Source organism: Desulfotomaculum sp., from assembly GCF_982386235.1.
Genome location: NZ_CEVWQM010000024.1, coordinates 35,580 through 53,598, shown reverse-complemented (window position 1 = coordinate 53,598; position 18,019 = coordinate 35,580). Strand labels below are relative to the sequence as shown.

At 42.4% G+C, this 18,019-nt stretch carries 16 protein-coding genes, 1 tRNA gene, 1 other RNA gene and 1 riboswitch; of the genes, 2 read left to right on the top strand and 16 right to left on the bottom strand.

The features are described from left to right. Positions 1 to 25: 25 nt before the first annotated feature. From AC1U9Z_RS13835 to rnpB, 7 genes are all read right to left on the bottom strand, one after another. Entirely contained in the window at positions 26 to 1,231 is a 1,206-nt protein-coding gene (locus AC1U9Z_RS13835; RefSeq protein ID WP_479957935.1) for a DUF2812 domain-containing protein, read from the bottom strand. A 6-nt stretch (positions 1,232 to 1,237) separates the two neighbouring features. Next, positions 1,238 to 1,543: a PadR family transcriptional regulator gene (locus AC1U9Z_RS13830; protein ID WP_479957934.1), complete on the bottom strand. Its 306-nt coding sequence runs from the start codon at positions 1,541 to 1,543 to the stop codon at positions 1,238 to 1,240. A 281-nt stretch (positions 1,544 to 1,824) separates the two neighbouring features. Continuing rightward, on the bottom strand, positions 1,825 to 3,129 hold the full coding sequence (locus AC1U9Z_RS13825) for a DUF4397 domain-containing protein (protein WP_479957932.1): 1,305 nt from the start codon (positions 3,127 to 3,129) through the stop codon (positions 1,825 to 1,827). A gap of 505 nt (positions 3,130 to 3,634) precedes the next feature. Beyond that, on the bottom strand, positions 3,635 to 3,895 hold the full coding sequence (gene nrdD, locus AC1U9Z_RS13820) for an anaerobic ribonucleoside-triphosphate reductase (protein ID WP_479957930.1): 261 nt from the start codon (positions 3,893 to 3,895) through the stop codon (positions 3,635 to 3,637). A gap of 162 nt (positions 3,896 to 4,057) precedes the next feature. Continuing rightward, the gene (locus AC1U9Z_RS13815) at positions 4,058 to 4,927 is read right to left on the bottom strand and encodes a copper amine oxidase N-terminal domain-containing protein (protein ID WP_479957929.1); all 870 of its coding nucleotides are present in this window, start codon (positions 4,925 to 4,927) and stop codon (positions 4,058 to 4,060) included. A gap of 246 nt (positions 4,928 to 5,173) precedes the next feature. Further along, positions 5,174 to 5,249: transfer RNA gene (locus tag AC1U9Z_RS13810), tRNA-Ala, on the bottom strand. An 81-nt stretch (positions 5,250 to 5,330) separates the two neighbouring features. Next, positions 5,331 to 5,679: RNase P RNA component class B (gene rnpB, locus AC1U9Z_RS13805), an RNA gene on the bottom strand. Between the two features lie 382 nt (positions 5,680 to 6,061). Between rnpB and AC1U9Z_RS13800 the strand changes: the two genes are divergently transcribed. Beyond that, positions 6,062 to 6,265 (top strand): hypothetical protein, encoded by a 204-nt coding sequence (locus tag AC1U9Z_RS13800; RefSeq protein WP_479957927.1) that lies wholly within the window; start codon positions 6,062 to 6,064, stop codon positions 6,263 to 6,265. Between the two features lie 36 nt (positions 6,266 to 6,301). On the opposite strand, the gene AC1U9Z_RS13795 is transcribed toward AC1U9Z_RS13800, so the two are convergent. The 5 genes from AC1U9Z_RS13795 to asnS all read right to left on the bottom strand — a co-directional run bounded on the left by AC1U9Z_RS13795 (position 6,302) and on the right by asnS (position 12,192). Beyond that, entirely contained in the window at positions 6,302 to 7,048 is a 747-nt protein-coding gene (locus AC1U9Z_RS13795) for a TIGR03915 family putative DNA repair protein (RefSeq protein WP_479957926.1), read from the bottom strand. A 1-nt stretch (position 7,049) separates the two neighbouring features. Continuing rightward, positions 7,050 to 8,345 carry a putative DNA modification/repair radical SAM protein gene (locus AC1U9Z_RS13790; protein ID WP_479957925.1) on the bottom strand — a complete coding sequence of 432 codons (1,296 nt, stop codon included), beginning with the start codon at positions 8,343 to 8,345 and terminating at the stop codon, positions 7,050 to 7,052. A 249-nt stretch (positions 8,346 to 8,594) separates the two neighbouring features. After that, the gene (locus AC1U9Z_RS13785) at positions 8,595 to 10,328 is read right to left on the bottom strand and encodes an aldehyde ferredoxin oxidoreductase N-terminal domain-containing protein (RefSeq protein WP_479957923.1); all 1,734 of its coding nucleotides are present in this window, start codon (positions 10,326 to 10,328) and stop codon (positions 8,595 to 8,597) included. After that, positions 10,318 to 10,734, bottom strand: coding sequence for a 4Fe-4S binding protein (locus tag AC1U9Z_RS13780; RefSeq protein WP_479957921.1), 417 nt, complete (start codon positions 10,732 to 10,734; stop codon positions 10,318 to 10,320). Before AC1U9Z_RS13780 ends, AC1U9Z_RS13785 begins: the two co-directional genes overlap by 11 nt. 168 nt (positions 10,735 to 10,902) lie before the next feature. Next, positions 10,903 to 12,192 carry an asparagine--tRNA ligase gene (gene asnS / locus AC1U9Z_RS13775; protein WP_479957919.1) on the bottom strand — a complete coding sequence of 430 codons (1,290 nt, stop codon included), beginning with the start codon at positions 12,190 to 12,192 and terminating at the stop codon, positions 10,903 to 10,905. Positions 12,193 to 12,448: 256 nt separating this feature from the next. On the opposite strand from asnS, the gene ychF reads away from it, so the two are divergent. Then, positions 12,449 to 13,552, top strand: a complete 1,104-nt coding sequence (ychF, locus tag AC1U9Z_RS13770) for a redox-regulated ATPase YchF (RefSeq protein ID WP_479957917.1) — start codon at positions 12,449 to 12,451, stop codon at positions 13,550 to 13,552. Between the two features lie 63 nt (positions 13,553 to 13,615). On the opposite strand, the gene ribB is transcribed toward ychF, so the two are convergent. The 4 genes from ribB to AC1U9Z_RS13750 all read right to left on the bottom strand — a co-directional run bounded on the left by ribB (position 13,616) and on the right by AC1U9Z_RS13750 (position 18,010). Next, entirely contained in the window at positions 13,616 to 14,287 is a 672-nt protein-coding gene (gene ribB, locus AC1U9Z_RS13765) for a 3,4-dihydroxy-2-butanone-4-phosphate synthase (RefSeq protein ID WP_479957915.1), read from the bottom strand. Between the two features lie 118 nt (positions 14,288 to 14,405). Beyond that, positions 14,406 to 14,552: riboswitch (FMN riboswitch) on the bottom strand. Positions 14,553 to 14,696: 144 nt separating this feature from the next. Next, complete coding sequence (locus AC1U9Z_RS13760) at positions 14,697 to 15,470, bottom strand: acyl-CoA dehydratase activase (protein WP_479957913.1); 774 nt, start codon at positions 15,468 to 15,470, stop codon at positions 14,697 to 14,699. A gap of 4 nt (positions 15,471 to 15,474) precedes the next feature. Then, complete coding sequence (locus AC1U9Z_RS13755) at positions 15,475 to 16,632, bottom strand: double-cubane-cluster-containing anaerobic reductase (RefSeq protein WP_479957911.1); 1,158 nt, start codon at positions 16,630 to 16,632, stop codon at positions 15,475 to 15,477. A gap of 268 nt (positions 16,633 to 16,900) precedes the next feature. Continuing rightward, on the bottom strand, positions 16,901 to 18,010 hold the full coding sequence (locus AC1U9Z_RS13750) for a DUF362 domain-containing protein (protein ID WP_479957910.1): 1,110 nt from the start codon (positions 18,008 to 18,010) through the stop codon (positions 16,901 to 16,903). Positions 18,011 to 18,019 lie beyond the last annotated feature (9 nt).

Below are 18,019 nucleotides of genomic sequence, written 5' to 3'. Positions count from 1 at the left end.
ATCTTTGTTTCGCATTCTTCTGCTATTACCCCTTCGCCATTCGTTCCTGATAAGCAATCATCTTTTGGGCAAGCAACGGTATGATTTCCTCTATTCGCTCTTTGCCGTAATAGGTAACATGGACTACTTGATTATCCAAATAGACAAAGATCTGTTTGCGAATACCATCCTGAGCAATATATAGTTTATCAAACTTCGGATGATTGATATTCTTAACTTCCGTGTTATCACGCCAAACGTAGCGATGAATAAGATCAAGAGTAAGGTTTTCTGCCATGCTGCCAAAGGTTAACTTATAGTATCGGGTGGTTATGCTCGGCGAATATACACCGCTTTTATCTTCCCACATTTCACCACGAACGACTCCATGTTCATCTATTTCATACTGAACAGGTGCTAACAGGTTCCAATCGTAGCTAACCCGATTTGCCCAATCAACATGATCGCCATTATAACCTGTTTCACGCATAAGATTCGGACCTTTCTCTATCTCTTCCAGCCTGATAATTGGCAGATTAGCATTGCCTTCTGGAAGTGTATAGTCTTTGCTTGCAGCAAATTCGGCAAAGGGTATGATAATTGTAAATAATGCCATGGGTATCGATATACCTGCCAATATACCCCCCAGCAACCTGGCTTTCCTATAATCCTCGTTATGATTAATTTCTGTACCCTGGAGTAGAGATTGTTTGAGCTTGTGAATCACCATATAGTTGCGTATTACCGAATAAAAAACGTACAGCTCAACAATCACAAGGAACATTTGCTGGACAAACTGGCCTTTAATCATAAATAAAACGGGCTCATCGTTGAAAGCATAGATGCTTATCATCATGCCCAAGAACAATAACATGGCAATGGATATAATGATTAAATTATTTCTAAGCCGCTTATTTAACTCTGACAAGGAAAACCCTTGCTCAATTGGGTCAGTATGCAGCTCCGTGGTGCATGATTTCTCGTCAGCAGAAAAAACATAGAAATAACCACTATTTGCGATAAAATTCCAACCGCAATCATGATAAACATCCAGTTGTTCCTGCGAAGGTGTTTCCTTAAGATAATCAATTCTATATTTGGTTTTTTTTGGTTCCCCTTTTTCGAAGTAAACAAATAGACGCCCGATTTTTTTTAAATGCAGACCTTTACTTGCCATAGCAGAAAACCAGCTTTCATTTCGACCAATAGCATAGATATCGTCAAGCATTAGTCTTTTTACTATCCTTCCCATCTATAATCACCCTTCTATTATTCTTCCATCCTGAATCATGTCTTTTAACCTTTCATATTCCGCTTTGAGGGCAACCCTGCCTTCTTCCGTAATAGCGTAGGTCTTCCTTCTGCCATCATCACTTAATATTTCAATGAGATTATCCTTTTGCAGTCTTGTAAGAACGCCATACAACGTTCCTGGACCCATTTTTATGCGCCCATTTGATACTTGTTCAATTGCAGCCATTAACTGATAACCATGATTCGGATTCATTAAAGCCAAAAGTATATAATACATTGCTTCCGTCATCGGGCCCCCTGAATAGGACACATTATCCCTCTCCTTAATATTATGGCATGCGATATATCGTATAACATAATATCCAAGAAACTTTCCTTTGTCAATTAGCTGAAACCATTAAGAGGAAAAGTTTCTTTAGGTATCAAAGGGGACATGCATCCATTCGTTTTTGCGTTCAGAAGTAAATACAAAAAGACCTGCACATTTCTTCCCTGTTCAGGTCTTTTGTAGCTTCTTGATTCGGTTTTATCAAGTGTCCGATCTTGTAGATAAGCAAAAACTATGAACCTCGTCATTAGTCCATAGCTATATTAGAATTGATCTATCGAGGTAACAATCTCTGTTTTTATTGTAGTAAAACCTGTTCCATCCCAATCCAAGGTTGTTTTCACATAGCCAAGGGTTTCCGCATTAAACCTTCCGATAATGCGTTGGATCGCAATTAGTTCAAAATTACCATCGTTATCGGTATCTTGAGGTATAAGCCCACCTAATGGCAACACACTACCCTGTAAAGGCTGAATTAATTTTCCGTTTTCATCATATATATCGGAAAACTCCTCCTTACGGTTACTTAGATCGATCAAAAAGGTATTATGGTTGTTTATTTGAGTAACTTCAACTAAGTAATTATCCATAAAATTTACCTGATACTGACTATTTGCATTAAAATCTTCATAATCAAAGATATTTACTAGTCTGTTGTTAAGAACTGTATAAACATACGCAAATAAATAACCTCCACTACCACCTGATTCTATGCGAACGAGAATATCAGCAACATTATCATCATTGAAATCTCCCAAAAAAAGATTGGCATTATAACCGGCATTTGAGGGAGGTACCGCACAGATGCTTTTATTGTTTTTTCCATCTTCCACACATACCGATAAGTTATCCGTAAAAGGACTTGTGGGGTCAGGCTTATCTCCATATAAAAAAACCGTATCAACAACTTGATCGCCGCTAACATCCGCTTTCTTTGAATCTATTATTAACTTCCCTGACGGACTATCATTCGTGTTCAAGTATGAACTCCCATCAAGTGGAGTGAGCATCTGTAAGGGAGGATTGCTGTTACTAAGTCCCACAATATATCCGGTATAGACTTTAGAAGAAGTTAGTTTCTGATTAGGAACTGTCAGTACCACGTTTTCTGTATTCGTGACCTTTGCCTGGAAGGTATAGGTGCCGGGTGGAAAAGTAATATAACTAGTTGCTTCGCAATAGGGTACGTCTTTAAATAAATTCGTTCCATTTTGAAATCCAATATCCAGATTAGCAGTATCCGGGGAAAGGTGAACCAACTTGAAATTAACATTTAAGCCCACGCGGTCTATTAGGTCGGATATGGGCATAATGCAGATTTTCCTTTGCATCCCTGTCACTGCCACGGTATAGATAGAATTAGGATAAACTCTCATGTTATCTTGCGCAATCGCTTCCCCTTGCGACCCTGAAAGACTTACTTTAATGTTATAGTTACCTTCTTGTAAAGGAATGTATTCGGTAAAATTTCGATAGGTTAATGTTTTTGCTAATGTCCGTTCATTCGCATAGACATCAACGGATGGCGAATCCGGGGAAGCGTGTAGCACTCGGATATAAGAGGCCATGGGCATCAACACCTTTATAATCTTTCGTTCATAATATGATCATTTTAGTTAAATGGTCCTAAATATTTCTAGTAGCCTTTCCACTGAAAACTAAGGGACTGGCGGACCAGGGTGGATTTCTACAGACTGTCGATACAATCTACACATAACAATCACCACCGCACGCCGGTTTGGTTTGAGTCTGCCAAATATGCGTGCGGTGGCAATATATAAATTCTGTTTTATAGTAACATTTTGGTCCATTAACCATATTATACCATTGGGTGAATGCCTCACTAACACATTTGTTTATCTCCTTGGGAATAACCCCTAGTTCCCCCTGGCTAGGGGTTATTCCTTTTGGGAAAACAGCCCGCCGGGTAGTGTGATGCAATAAAGCTAAGTGCCTGCTGTAGCGCTTAGCTTTATTGATAAGGTTTGATATTTAATCGGTCACCTTTTGGGACCGTTTCATTATTTGATCTTGTAAACACAAAATACCCCCACCTCTCGGCAGGTGCCCCAACTAACTATGTACTACCCTATCCCTTAACTCTTCCCGCTTTGCATCGTTGAACCTGTCGGCCGTGCTCAAATACCCAGTGATACGCCTGACCCGGCGAATATTAGATTTTGCCCAGGTCTTAACTTCTAATTCCTCAGGACTTACCACTGATATTTCAATAGTGCCTACCTCCTTGCCCATTGCTGCAAGGCGTTCCTTTTCTTCCGCGACTATACTGTCAATTTCTTTTTGATCAACATTGCCGTTAACGGTTATTTTCATAAACACACCCCATTTTTTTAGTTTGAGTAAATTCTAACACCAGGATATTACAGAGATGTTACAGAAAAATAAAAAAGCCCCCCACCTCCCGGTAACAATGGCCCTGGCACCAACTGGCACCAGGGCATAAAAATAACGCCCCGAAGGCGTTATAAGTTTAAACTAATTTGTAGTCGTTATAATAATCTGGTCTTCCACAAAGTCTACGTTAGCTCCCAAAATTTCTGCAACAGCACGCGTTGGTAACATAATTCGCCCATCCCGAACCTCTGGCGCAACATCTGTAGTATAGCTTTCTCCATTAACAATAACTTCATTTTTACCTACCGATAACTCAATTAAATTAGCACCTTTATTAATTGTAACTTTACCATTATCAAAAGCAATGTCTTTGTCTGTGATTCCTACAGTATTAACTAAAAATCTAAGTGGAACAAAAGTACGATTTCCCTTTAAATAGGGTACCGCATCCATTACCTTCGCATTGCTACCTTGATAATAAACCTGAGATCCAATTTTAAAAGCCACATGCATATCTGTTGATGCTTCAACTACTTCACCAAGTTGTATTTGCATTGCATCTTCCCCTGGGAAAACAGAACCTGTTTCACTAATTGCTGTGCCAGTGAGTTCTAAATACAGGGGTCCATCTGGAACAGTTCGGTCTACCGTAAGCCTCATATCTCTTATTTTTATTGTACTTGGAATACTACTTTCGCTCTTAATTTTAACTTTAATGTATTCTCTTCCATCCAACTTAAATTCGTCCGTAATCGTATCAAGTTCTAGGTTACCGTTAGAAACTTCAACTATCGGCAAAGATGTAAAAGTAACTCCTTTGGGTAAAACAAAGTTCATTTCGCTTCTACTTTTAAGGGCTCCTTTTATTGTTTCTTTAAAAACAATATCATCTACATGTTGGTTTGGTTGCCCTAGTCTTAAATTGTTATTTGACGCAAAAACGGTGATTGGAGAGACAAGCATACTAATTAAAAGAAAAGCCGTGAAAAGACCAATATATTTTTCCCTCAACTAAACCCCTCCTAGAAGATGTGCAATTACCTATCTTTATTTAGATAGACGATAAGTAAGAGCACTGGGTTCCTGGGCTTAATTGTTTTGCTTTTTAAGCCAAATGTTCATTAGCCGGTAGCTCTTTCTGCTTCTTTTTGGTTTAGTAAACTTACTAATCAAATTTCGGGGCACTTTTGGGCACTTCCCTAAAAAATAAAAAACCCTTGGAATCTCAACAATTCCAAGGGTTTTTTCAATTCTTTTTGGTGGAGACGAGGGGGATCGAACCCCTGACCTCTTGAATGCCATTCAAGCGCGCTCCCAGCTGCGCCACGCCCCCAGCTCTTTCCGACAAAAGTTATTTTAGCATAGTTTGACAAACTGTGCAAGTCCATTTTAAAAAAATAATATCCAAAGATACAGCTGTAAGCGAGATTCTGTTTTAGTAGTCATCTATCTAAGGGGAATGATCCCCTTCCTCGCTATGCGAGGTGCCCCTACCCGCAGGTGACAATTGTCCCTGCCTATTTGGGTTGCACGCTGGTGGAGTTTACCCTTGCATTCACCGGTCGCCCGGTGACATCGTTTCTGTGGCACTTTAGGGTTACTAATAACTCCGGGAGTTATTTTCACCGTCGTCAGGTCGCCCTGCCCCGGCTTGCGCCGGGCACCATCTTACACAAGCCGCTGCCTATTGGCTCTTTCAGCCTGTGTGCGTGTCTCGACTTTCCTCTGCTGCGTCTAAAACGCAACAGCGACTACTCACTGTACTTTGAATATGCCGCATTCCTGCGACAATTATAGATTATACTACTTTGCAGAAATAAATCAAGAGCTATGTTCCTGGAAATTTAAGAATATTACTCTAAATATTATTTATAATGGATCTAAAAATCAAATCATGTAATTTTGTGTAGTTTTATGGCATAGGGATTAATTATAATTATCTAACTAAATATAGCTATATATTAACGTTAAACATGTTTATATATAAACGAATATTAAAGAAATTACCAAAAGTTTCATGTTTTTGACAAAAGTATGTATAATTTTCTATTTTATTACCAAAACTCAATTCAACATCAACATCGGCAGGAATTTTGGACTTCATGGAGAAGAAATAATAAAGTAACCACAAGGGGGATGATTAAAATGGAAACTCTAAAACCTAATTATGGTTATCGGGTCAACCAAAAGTACGATGGATCCCTGATTGGCATCGAAATTATCTGTTGCAGTAAGCACATCGGTGAAATGCGCTTTAAAGACGGTGAAGCATTATCCTGTCCTGAATGTGGTATAAAACATCGGCTCAAAATTCATCACAATCATTTCCATATCGATCGGGAGGATTAGATATAAATTTAAGCCGCACCAAAAAGGTGCGGTTTTCTATTTGCTTGGTTTTTTCTCTATCAGATGCTTCCAGTATCGGATGGGCATAAACTGTTTTTGCAGCTTGGGGTTAATCCGATTTTGAATTGCTGTGCTGGAAAAATATTTTTTCCATAATTCCTGGTAGTAGGCTTCATTTGCAGCCAAGGTAAGCCCTTGTGGGATGTCCAGGTTTGTTAATAGCCATTCCTTTTTGTTGTATACAGCGGCGATTTTCCTTTTTAAGTCATGGATCATCCAATTTTGGTCAGACAATCTATTGGCAAAGTGGGGTGACACTAGCCCAACTATATTATGGTCCGGTTCCATCGTTGCATAAAAACAATCGTTGGCTAATTTTTGAAAACGAATTAACCCTAGCATACGGTGCCTTTCCTTACTAACCCTTTGACTTCGTTCATATACCTTTCTCACTGTATCCTCAGCCAAATTAGAATTTATTTTGGGTCCTAGCTGGAATCCCAATCTGAGATATTGATAAATTAGTGTTCCGCTACCCTGTAATTCTGATAAATAAACATAAAATATCTGCTGCAGGGTATAAAAGGATATCTTATCCTCTATGGCCCGATAGACTTTGTCGCTTTTCTCTTGATCCGTGTGAATGGTTATGGCCTGACTAAATAAATCCTGCTGAAATTCATCTTGGTAAACAATATAATCCGGCCTCTCACTTCGGTAATAAGCCTCGTAAACAGCCGTTAATAACCCCTCAAAGCTTCCATCATAAATAAAATAAATCATGTTAAATCTCCCCTGTAATACAAGCCTGGGCATCTTCCAATTGGTAACCCAAGCTTTGCTCAGTAAACAGGGCCAATTGGGTGTAGGTTTCTTTTTTGGGGTGGGGCAATAGGCGGCTTTTGATTGCCTCTGCCCTAAAAGGTACTTCACCATAATATTTGCCTTTACAGGTGATAAAATAGCGCGCTCGTTTTAAGACAATGCCCATCTTATGTAAATCTTCAAAGCCCAGAGAGTGAAATCTTCGGGCCGTTATTATTTTCCTTGCATTTTTCACCCCGATGCCTGGTACCCGAAGGATTAAAGGATAGTCCGCCTTGTTTATTTCCACCGGAAATATATGAAGATTCCGTAAGGCCCAATCGGATTTAGGATCAAGGTCAAGTTGAAAATTTGGTTGATCTTCAGAAAGAAGTTCCTGCGCCTTGAAACCATAAAAACGAAGCAGCCAGTCGGCCTGGTATAACCGATTTTCACGCTTAAGTGGTGGGGTAGCGATTTGTGGTAGTACGGGTTTATTGGATACTGGTACGTAGGCTGAATAATACACTCTTTTAAGATCGAAATTTTTATATAGATTTTCCGATAGATTAATAATCTTAAGATCTGTATCCGGTGTGGCACCGATAATTAATTGGGTGCTTTGCCCGGCTGGCACGAAGGAGGGAGCTTTTCTGGAGATTTTCCTTTCTTCTCTACTTTCTAAAATATGTGAACCGATAAGACCCATTGGTTTAAGAATGGTTTCCTTTCTTTTTTGCGGTGCCAGTAGTTTTAACCCTTCATTGGAAGGCAGTTCGATATTTACACTCATTCGATCAACCAGGGTGCCAGCCTCGGCTATTAATCGCCAATCCGCCCCGGGAATAGCCTTTAGGTGGATATAGCCATTAAAACGTTCCTCTAGTCTTAGTTTTCGTACCGTTTGCAACAGCAGTTCCATGGTATGATTCGGGTTGTTACAGATGGCGGAACTAAGGAATAAGCCTTCGATGTAATTCCTCCGGTAAAAATTGATGGTCAAATCAACCACTTCCTCCGGGGTAAAGGCAGCCCTAGGCAGGTCGTTACTAACCCTATTTACACAGTAGGCACAATCAAAGACACAGTAGTTGGTAAGAAGTATTTTTAAAAGGGAAATACATCTGCCATCGTCCGACCAACTATGACAAATGCCACTCTGGGCTGCGTTGCCCAGGCCGCCGGCAATACTTTTGCGCTTGCTGCCGCTGGACGAACAGGATACATCATATTTTGCCGCATCGGATAAAATCCTTAGCTTTTCCAATAATTCCAATCTTAACACCCCGTTAAGGCATAGCTTTCTGTCATCCTTCGCTAGCTCAGCATGAAGAAGATTTTCTTTTATTACCGGCTCCAATATTAACAGGTAAGCTCTTTCGTATTATTTTATCATAGAACAAGTGTTCCCAACAGTCGTTTTGCAAAATTCATGCTATTAATTTATCAAATACCTCTAAGCATAACATGCACAAAAAGCCCAGGCCTATTGCGCCCAAAAGCTGACGGCTAATCCTCAGCCAAACTACCGGCCTGTTTGTTTTTTATAAATCTCCAAAAAGTTATCCATTTTTTCCCTTGCCAAAGCACCTGTTAAACTAGGTGTCTCAAAAAAGCGCTCCGGGAATTCAAGCTTGTCCAGGTGATAGCCTAGAAGTTGCCTGGTCTGGTTTTTGATCTCGTATATAGCCTGACCTAACGTAGCCAGTTCTTCCGCGGTGGTGCTAATGCCTATGGCAGCCAGGGCTTCAATAACCGTATCTTGCTGGTAAATTTCCCTGGCAAACAAACAGATGGTCAGGCAATTTAAGACATTACGCCATTTCTCTTCTTGAATAAGGGCCGTTACTTTCTCAGCCTCTGACTTGTCCTTTAGTTTTTGATCCACTGAATAGCCGGCGTTATCCAGATGACTGTGTCTAGCCCCCACTGCTTGGCCAAGAATGTTTAGATAACCTGTATGATAGCCGGCGATTTCTGTTTTCCCTAGGGTTAGGGCATATTCTGTCCCACCATAGAGATTGGCTGCTTTATAGGCACCCTGAGCCATCACTTGATATAATCGATTAGGCTGCTTAACAATTTGTTGTAGTATTTTTAGGTAGGCGACTGGTTGATCGAAGTTTGGTTGAACCCCCAGCTCAGCCTCAGAAATAATCCCCTTAGCAAAGGCTTCGGTAACCCAGCCCAACAGGACTCCAGCAGATATGGCATCCATACCTAATTCTTCTACCGCATCGATTAATTCATAGATTTTACCCTGGGACGACATGCCAAGAAAAGATCCTAGGGCAAAAATCAATTCGTGATCATAGGATAGGTTTTTCGACTCATAATCATAACCAGGGCCAAATTCCCTGCGATGCAAACCAATATGAATACAGCCCACAGGACAACCTGCACAGGCCATCTTGCGAACCAACGAATTCTCGGCAAAGGCCTCACCACTGATGGCCTCGGCGTGTTCAAAATGACTTTGTTGCAAATTACGGGTGGGCAGCCCCTGTAAATTGTTTAAGCCGTTAACATTGATAGCTGTCCCTAACCCATGATATTTTTCCATTATGTCCGTACTAACGGCACGGTCATATATTGCTTTATAAACGCGATTGTAGCTTTGATAGTCTTCTATTTTTTCTTCCCTTTCGCCATGTATGACCACAGCCTTGAGGTTCTTAGCACCAAAAACCGCACCAAGGCCAAGTCTGCCAAAATGTCGATAGGTGTCCACATTAACATTGGCAAAGGCTACCCCCCTTTCCCCTGCGGGGCCAATACGAATGCTACTGCGGTGACCTCTGCCCCTTTCCAGATTCCTTAGGATACTGCCAGTTTCAGAAACTGACAAACCCCAGAGGGCTGAGGCATCTTTAAAACGAACCCCTTGATGACTAACGGACAAATAGGTTGGTTTTGTTGCTTTGCCACGTATAACAATAGCCTGGTAACCACTCATGCGCATGGCTAGGGCTAGACGCATCCCCGCATAACTCTCTCCCCATTCACCGGTCAGTGGTGAGCGAAATACTGCTACCACCTTTGTTACCACTGGAAATATGGTAGACATGGGACCATTGGCCAGAATAATTGGTTGTTCCGGATGCAGCGGGTCCTTAGCTGGGTCTACGATTTCAGAGAATAGCTTCGCAGCAATACCTATACCGCCAATAAAAGGAGCCAAATCTTCACGAAGGATGGTTTCTACCTTTCCCTCCGTTAAATTAATCTGCAGTACCTTGATTTTTCTTTTAGGAGCCATCCTCTCTCACCTCCATTGTAATTACCTGGTGAGGGCAATATCTGGTACAAGAGCCGCATTGGATGCATACAATGGGCTTATTGCTTTCATGATCGAAACGAATACTATTTACAATACAGGCCTCTACACAATCCTGACAGCCCATGCATTTGTCTGGTATAAACCTAATTCCACCACCATTTCTTGGTATTAAAGCCCCACAATTACAGGCCTTAGCACAGGCTGGTTCCAAGCAACCCCGACAAATGTCGGCCAGAAAACGACTTTGCAAACCACCAGCAGTGTGGATTTGAATGGCTGACTTGTGCAAGGAAAAGCTGCGCCTAATGGTCCGGGCGCAGGCCAGCATACAGGAATAACATCCGATACATTTTGCCATGTATTTAGCGTGGAGAATCTTTGCCATATAAAACTCCCTTCTCTTTCCAACTTAATAAACCCATGAAGAATACCATCAAGCCTTTTTCAATCTGAGAGATCCTTCGCTCGCTCAGGATGACACAAAATTGGTTCCAGTGGATCTTTTAAAAATGGCCCAGGACATTATATCCCAGGCCATTTCTTTTGAAAAATATTATGGATAGACACGGTAAAGCATACGAGGATAGGGAATGGTTTCCCGAACATGATCCAACTTACAAATCCAAGAAACGGTACGTTCTAGGCCTAGTCCAAAGCCAGAATGGGGTACACTGCCATAGCGGCGTAAATCCAGATACCATTCAAAGGCTTCCTTCGGTAATTTATGTTCTGCCAATCTTTCCTCTAAAAGCTTTAGGTCATCGATACGCTGTCCCCCACCAATCATCTCCCCATAGCCCTCTGGGGCAATTAGGTCTGCCCCCAGCACAACCCTTGGGTCCTCCGGATCTGGCTTCATGTAGAAAGCCTTGATTTCAGTGGGGTAACGGTGAATGAATACAGGTGAGTCAAAGCATTCTGAAATGATTGTTTCGTGGGGAGCACCAAAGTCCTCACCCCATTCAAAGGCTTCACCCTTGCTTTTTAAGAGTTCCACTGCCTCCGTATAGCTAAGGCGTGGGAAAGGTAATTTGATGGCTTCCAGTTTACTAATATCCCGTTCTAATCGTTCTAAATCCGGACGGCAGCGTTCCAGTACCCGCTGAACAATGAAATAAACCATTTCTTCCTGCAGCTTCATATTATCTTCAAAATCAAAGAAAGCCGCCTCGGCTTCAATCATCCAAAATTCCATTAGGTGTCTACGGGTTTTAGACTTTTCCGCCCGGAAGGTAGGTCCAAAACAGTACATACGTCCCACTGCCATGGCAGATGCTTCATTGTACAATTGACCACTCTGTGATAAGAAGGCCTTTTCTCCGTGGTAGTCCAACTCAAAAAGTGTCGTCGTTCCTTCACAGGCTGCCGGAGTAATAATGGGGCTATCCACCAGGGTAAAGTCATTTTGGTGAAAGAAATCCCTCGCTGCTTGCTCTATTTCGGACCGGACACGCAGAATGGCATTTTGCCTAGGTGTACGAATCCAAAGGTGACGGCGATCCATTAGGAAGTCCACCCCATGCTCCTTATGGGAGATCGGATATTCCTGGGCCAGGTTAATAATCTCCAAGCCAGTAACCGTAAGCTCATAGCCCCCCATTGAACGGGGTTCTTCCCGCACCAGACCCTTTAATCTTATGGCTGATTCTTGGGTAAGTTCTTTAGCCAGATCAAAAAATTCCGGGGCTTCCTTCTTTACTAAAACTCCCTGAACCATCCCAGTACCATCCCGTAATATCAAAAACTGAATCTTTCCTGAAGACCTTTTATTGTACAACCAGCCCTGAACCGTTACCTCTTCACCCACATGTTTTCCTAAATGTTTAATTAAAGTTCCTTGCATAGAAAACATTTCACCTCAAATTCTTAGCAAACTTGGCTTATTCCAAAACGAGCACTTCATTTCATACTATATCATTCTACAGGACCCCAAATCTATACAAATCATACAAGTTAATTAAGAACGCAGGGTTTTAGTAGAATGATACTTTTCAAACAATGACCGATAATAACTAAATATTTTTTTAACTTGCCATGCAAATTTTTTCTTACTATACTTTTAAAGGTATGCCTAAAATATTTTTACAAGGAGTAATTGAATGTCTTTAAAATGTGGAATTGTCGGGTTGCCTAATGTGGGGAAATCCACCTTATTTAATGCCATTACCCAAGCGGGGGCGGAATCTGCAAATTACCCCTTTTGTACCATTGAGCCCAATGTAGGGGTCGTATCTGTTCCTGATCTGCGTCTGGACAAACTAACTGAATTGGTGGTGCCTAAAAAGACCGTTCCAACCACCTTTGAATTTGTTGATATAGCCGGTTTAGTGAAAGGTGCCAGCCGTGGTGAGGGCTTGGGCAATAAGTTTTTAGCACACATCCGGGAAGTGGATGCCATTGCTCATGTGGTGCGTTGCTTCATTAATAATGATATTACTCACGTTTCCGGTAAAATTGATCCAATCAATGATATTGAAGTAATTAACTTGGAATTAGTATTGGCTGACTTGGATAGTATGGAGCGTCGACAGGAAAGGCTAGCCAGTAAACTCAAATCCCAGGATAAACAGGCGAAAACGGAGTATCAGTTAATCCAAAGGTTAAAGGAAGAAGCTCTGGCCCAGGGTAAGCCAGCACGAAGCATGGCGTTTTCGGAAGAAGAGATGAGTTTGATTAAATCCTTTCATTTGTTAACGATAAAGCCAATTATCTATGTCACCAATATAGACGAGAATGACATCCAGGATTTTGAAAATAATCCCCTGGTTCAACAAGTGAAGGAATATGCCAGACTGGAAAATGCTACCGTAGTCCCTGTCTCTGCCCAATTGGAATCTGAAATTGCTGAATTGCAGGGAGACGAAAAGAAGCTCTTTTTGGAAGAATTGGGCCTGGAAGAGTCCGGGTTGGATAAACTCATTCGGGCGGCCTATCATCTGCTGGGACTCCGAACTTACTTCACTGCAGGTGTCCAAGAGGTTCGTGCCTGGACTGTGCCCGCTGGAACGAAAGCTCCCCAGGCTGCCGGTGTTATTCACACCGATTTTGAACGGGGTTTTATTCGGGCTGAGGTTGTTTCCTATGCTGATTTGGTAAGGGCTGGTTCCATGGCCCAAGCCAGAGAAAACGGTAGGCTGCGATTGGAAGGAAAAGAGTATGTGGTACTAGATGGGGATATCATACACTTTCGATTTAATGTTTAAATTAGGAAAGATGATTGAGTAGGAGGGGGCTTCCCCCCTCCTCTCCTACCACTGTACGTACCGTTAGGTATACTGCGGTTCATGTTGCGGTACGATTTCCTTTTCCATTCGATAAGCAATTATATCGCTAATTGTAACTACAATCATATTATTCTTCTCGGCAAATGCCACGATTTCAGGCAACCGCGCCATTGTACCATCGGAATTTGTTAATTCACACAATACACCATAAGGTTTTAAGCCAGCCAGTCGCATTAAGTCTACATTGGCTTCTGTATGCCCCTGTCGTTCCAACACACCGCCCCGTTTAGCCCGCAAAGGAAAAATATGTCCGGGCCGCCGCAGCAAATTGGGTCTTGCAGGGTCAGCAATCGCTGCTTTGACAGTAGTTACACGGTCAGCAGCGGAAACACCCGTCGTAACTCCGCTTGCCGCTTCAATAGAAACCGTAAAAGGCGTTTCAAAACTGCTCGTGTTCACTTCCACCATCATCGGTAAATCTAAAGCCTGGACTCTTTCTTCCGGTAAACACAAGCACACAATCCCACTGCCCTCACGGATTAACAGGGCCATTTGCTCATTGGTCAAAGACTCAGCGGCAAAAAAAATATCCCCTTCGTTTTCCCTGTCTTCATCATCGGTAACTAAAATTCCCTGACCACTACGAAGTGCGTCAAGAGCAGCTTCCATTCTTTCGGTTGCATTTCCAAATCGAGTTAGCAAATTTTGATTCACAGTATATTCCTCCTAAATAATTAGTCGGACTTACTTGAATCAGGGCACACCAGACAGACAGCATGCACTCATGCAAAATAAATTAAAATAATTATTAAGAGCAGATTTTTACTGACTGCCGTATCCTCTTCCATCCGGACTATACCGTCGGCACTGGCCTTTCACCAGTTCTGCTGACCTCTTTAAAGTTAAAGAGCGCTCGCGGGCTCCTCAGTATAACTGAGATACCGCCGGTGGGGAATTTCACCCCGCCCTGAGAATAAGTCGTTATTTGTAAGTATACTTTCTCGTCCACTTTTGTCAACTCTTTATTGCCTTACGCGTTGGGACTTTCACCCTACAGGTAAGGCCCATGCCGAGCATATATAAAAATGCCGTAGCTTTTGGCCACGACATTTTTGAGGTTAATTTAATGCGTTTTCGTTAGTTCCCTGGCAGAAAGGGCTGCTCCCAGCGCACCGGCCAACTGGCTGATTTCTGGCACAATTACCGAACAACCAGCTTCCTCGGACAAACGGTTGCGAACATCGTGGTTTTGGGCCACGCCGCCGGTGAAAATAACACCTTGGTTGGCTCCGAAACGGCTGGCCATGCCCCAAACCCGCCTTGCTACGGACCGATGAATCCCAGCAATGATATCCCGCTTATCGGCACCCTTGGCCAGTAAACTAATCACTTCCGATTCTGCAAAGACAGTACACATGCTATTAATATCCAAGGGGGATCTACCCTCTGCCAACTCCCCCAGTTCACTGACATCAACCCCCAGGGCAGCAGCAATTACCTGTAAAAAACGCCCGGTTCCCGCGGCACACTTATCATTCATGGCAAAGTCAATAACCTTACCTTGATCATTCATCAGAATGGCTTTGCTGTCCTGACCGCCAATATCAATTAACAAGCCACCCCGCCCAACCAGGTAATTGGCACCCCTGGCATGACAGTGAATTTCCGTAACTGCTTTGTCGATCATGCCCAAGGAAATCCGACCGTAGCCAGTACCAACGATAGCTTCCACATCACTGGTCTTACATCCTACAGAATTTAATAGTTCTTGATAAGTGTTTAAACCGGCATCCCGGGGACTCCAACCGGTTGGACGAACCAGGTATTTTATCTCATCATCAATTAAGAGCACAACCTTTGTGGAAACTGAACCCACATCAATGCCAGCTGTAATCATACTTTTATTCTCCTTGAACTAACTCAAGAAAAGCTTGCACACGAACCCTCAATTGCTCTACATCCGATTCCGAGTAGTCCGTTTCCAAATGCAGATAGGGTAAGTTTAGTTGGTTTTGCACATAATCCCGGATGACAAAGGCTTCAATGTTGTAAGTATGGCAGGCCTGCCAGGTTAAATCCACGATGGCATCTACCTGATACTCCTTCGCCATTTTATGAATTAATTCCAGTCTGCCATCATTGGGTGTCATACAGGAGCAAGGAATGTTTAGGTATTTTTCTGCCAGTGCCACCATGACATCTTTGGTTTCACTCTCATCCACCAATCGATCCAAAGCCTTATAGCCGGAGCAATTTTCAAAGGCAACCACAGATGCCCCACTTTCCTCCAGTAAACGAACAACCTTTTCCGATCCGAAACCAACTGGGCAACCAGTTAGTAAAATTCTTGGGGTTTCCTTGGTGAAGGGGCTAATGCCTTGGGCAGTTAATGCTTCAATTTCTGCTGTGAGCTGCTCCACCAAAGAAATACCATCTTCTTTATTAATATTAAAGCCCTTGGTCCAAACGGAAACCAATAAATCCACACCAGTTATAGGGGATGGTTTAGCCTTCGTGGTGGCATGCAAGCGTCTCATGGCATCTCTTTCCTTATTCATGAGCTTAACTGCCTTACGGATATCTTCCTCTGTGATCTCTACTTCAAACCTTTCAGCCAGCCAGTCTTTTAGAACAACCATTTCCTGGGTCCAGACTGCCAGAGCCGCTTCCCCCTGGGAGGTTTGGGGTAAATTCATCACATGCATGGGTTTAATCTTGCTCATTAACTCATACATTTTTTTCTTACCGTCACAGGTTGTTTCAGCCACCAGCACATCAGCCGACTCGAAATAGGGGCATTTGCCGTTGACCGCAAAACCATAGCTGGATTTAATCAATGGACAGAGGTTTCTTGGTAAGTCCCTTTCAGCCGCAGGAATAGGATCCTGACGTGTCCCACAGAGGGTCACCGGATGGGCCCCGGCGGCCAGAATTAACTCCTGGGGTGTGTAGGTACAATAACAACCAACAACTTTTTCCCCTTCTCTTTTGGCATTTTGAACCGTAAGCACATTTAGATTACGGAGTTCATCAAATATTTTCATACTCTCTGGTCTCATGTCTTTTCCTCCATCAGTAGATTTATCTATTCCTTTAATTAATATTAAACTACCTTATCATCATTTCCTTTTATGTTAATTATGAATAAAAGTTATATTTGTCGGTTTTTCTATAACCGATTGTTGCATGTAATTTTGTGGTAAATTTAAAATAATACCGTTCTCATGCGGTGCGGAACGACACCGGGATCGTTCCCTGCAATTTAAATGCAAAAAAGTGTCGCTTGCCTACTAACCGTAGTTTTGCGACACCTTTTTATTTTGTCAATCAGATTTTTATCAGCTCGTATTTTCTGGTGCCCAGACCAATGCTTTCTGCATACTCCAGTCCCCTGGTCCAATCCGCATGGGGCCAAAGGGCACGGAATTTATCTGAGCCGTGGGGTTGACCTTCCAGCCTGGAACCGGGCAAGCCATGTTCTTGGTTAATCAAATCCACACATGCCTGATCCAGTGCCACTGGGTCTAAGGATGCCAAAATACCAATATCCCGCACAACGGGAGCATCATTCCAACCGCAGCAGTCGCATTCTGGCGTAATGTTATTTACAAAAGTAATAAAACCACACTTGCCTGGATAGTGTTTGAGAACACCCATGGTGTATTCGGCAATTTTTTCTTGAATGATATCCGGTTTAGTCTTCCAATTAACAGCAATGGCACCAAAGGGACAGCTTACGGTACATTCCCCGCAGCCAATACAATGCTCCTCCAAAATAAAGGATTTTCTATCTTCATCCCTTAAAGCGATTGCCTCGCCCGGACACCAGGCATGACATTTACTGCAGCCTGTACATTTTTCTAAGTTGATTCTAGGACGAACATCCGAATGCATCATCTGCTTGCCACTACGTGAACCCAGCCCCATCCCAATGTTTTTTAGCACACCACCGTAACCAGTCAGTTCATGACCTTTCAGGTGACTGATGGCAATAAAGGCATCTGCATGGAGTGCTCCTGAACCTATTTTAACCTCTTTAAAATGTTTAAGGTTAACTTCTACATTGGTATACTCCTTGCCAGTCAAACCATCGGCAATAACCAATGGCGCATTGACAACCGAGTAGCCCCAGCCATTTTCAATGGCTGTTTGTAAATGATCAACGGCATTGGACCTGCTGCCAACATATAGGGTATTGGCATCTGTTAAAAAGGGTTTTCCTTTTTGCTCTTTTACCTTGTCCACTAGCCGCCTGACAAATTGTGGTCTGATGTAAGCCGTGTTGCCCCTTTCTCCAAAATGCACCTTAATGGCTACCAGATCCTTTGGGGCAATAATATCCTTAATGCCGGATCTTTCATAAAGTCGCTGTAACTTATCAATCATGTTTTGCTTTACATTGGCTCTGGTATCAGCAAAATAAACCTTGGCTGTCACTAAAAAATA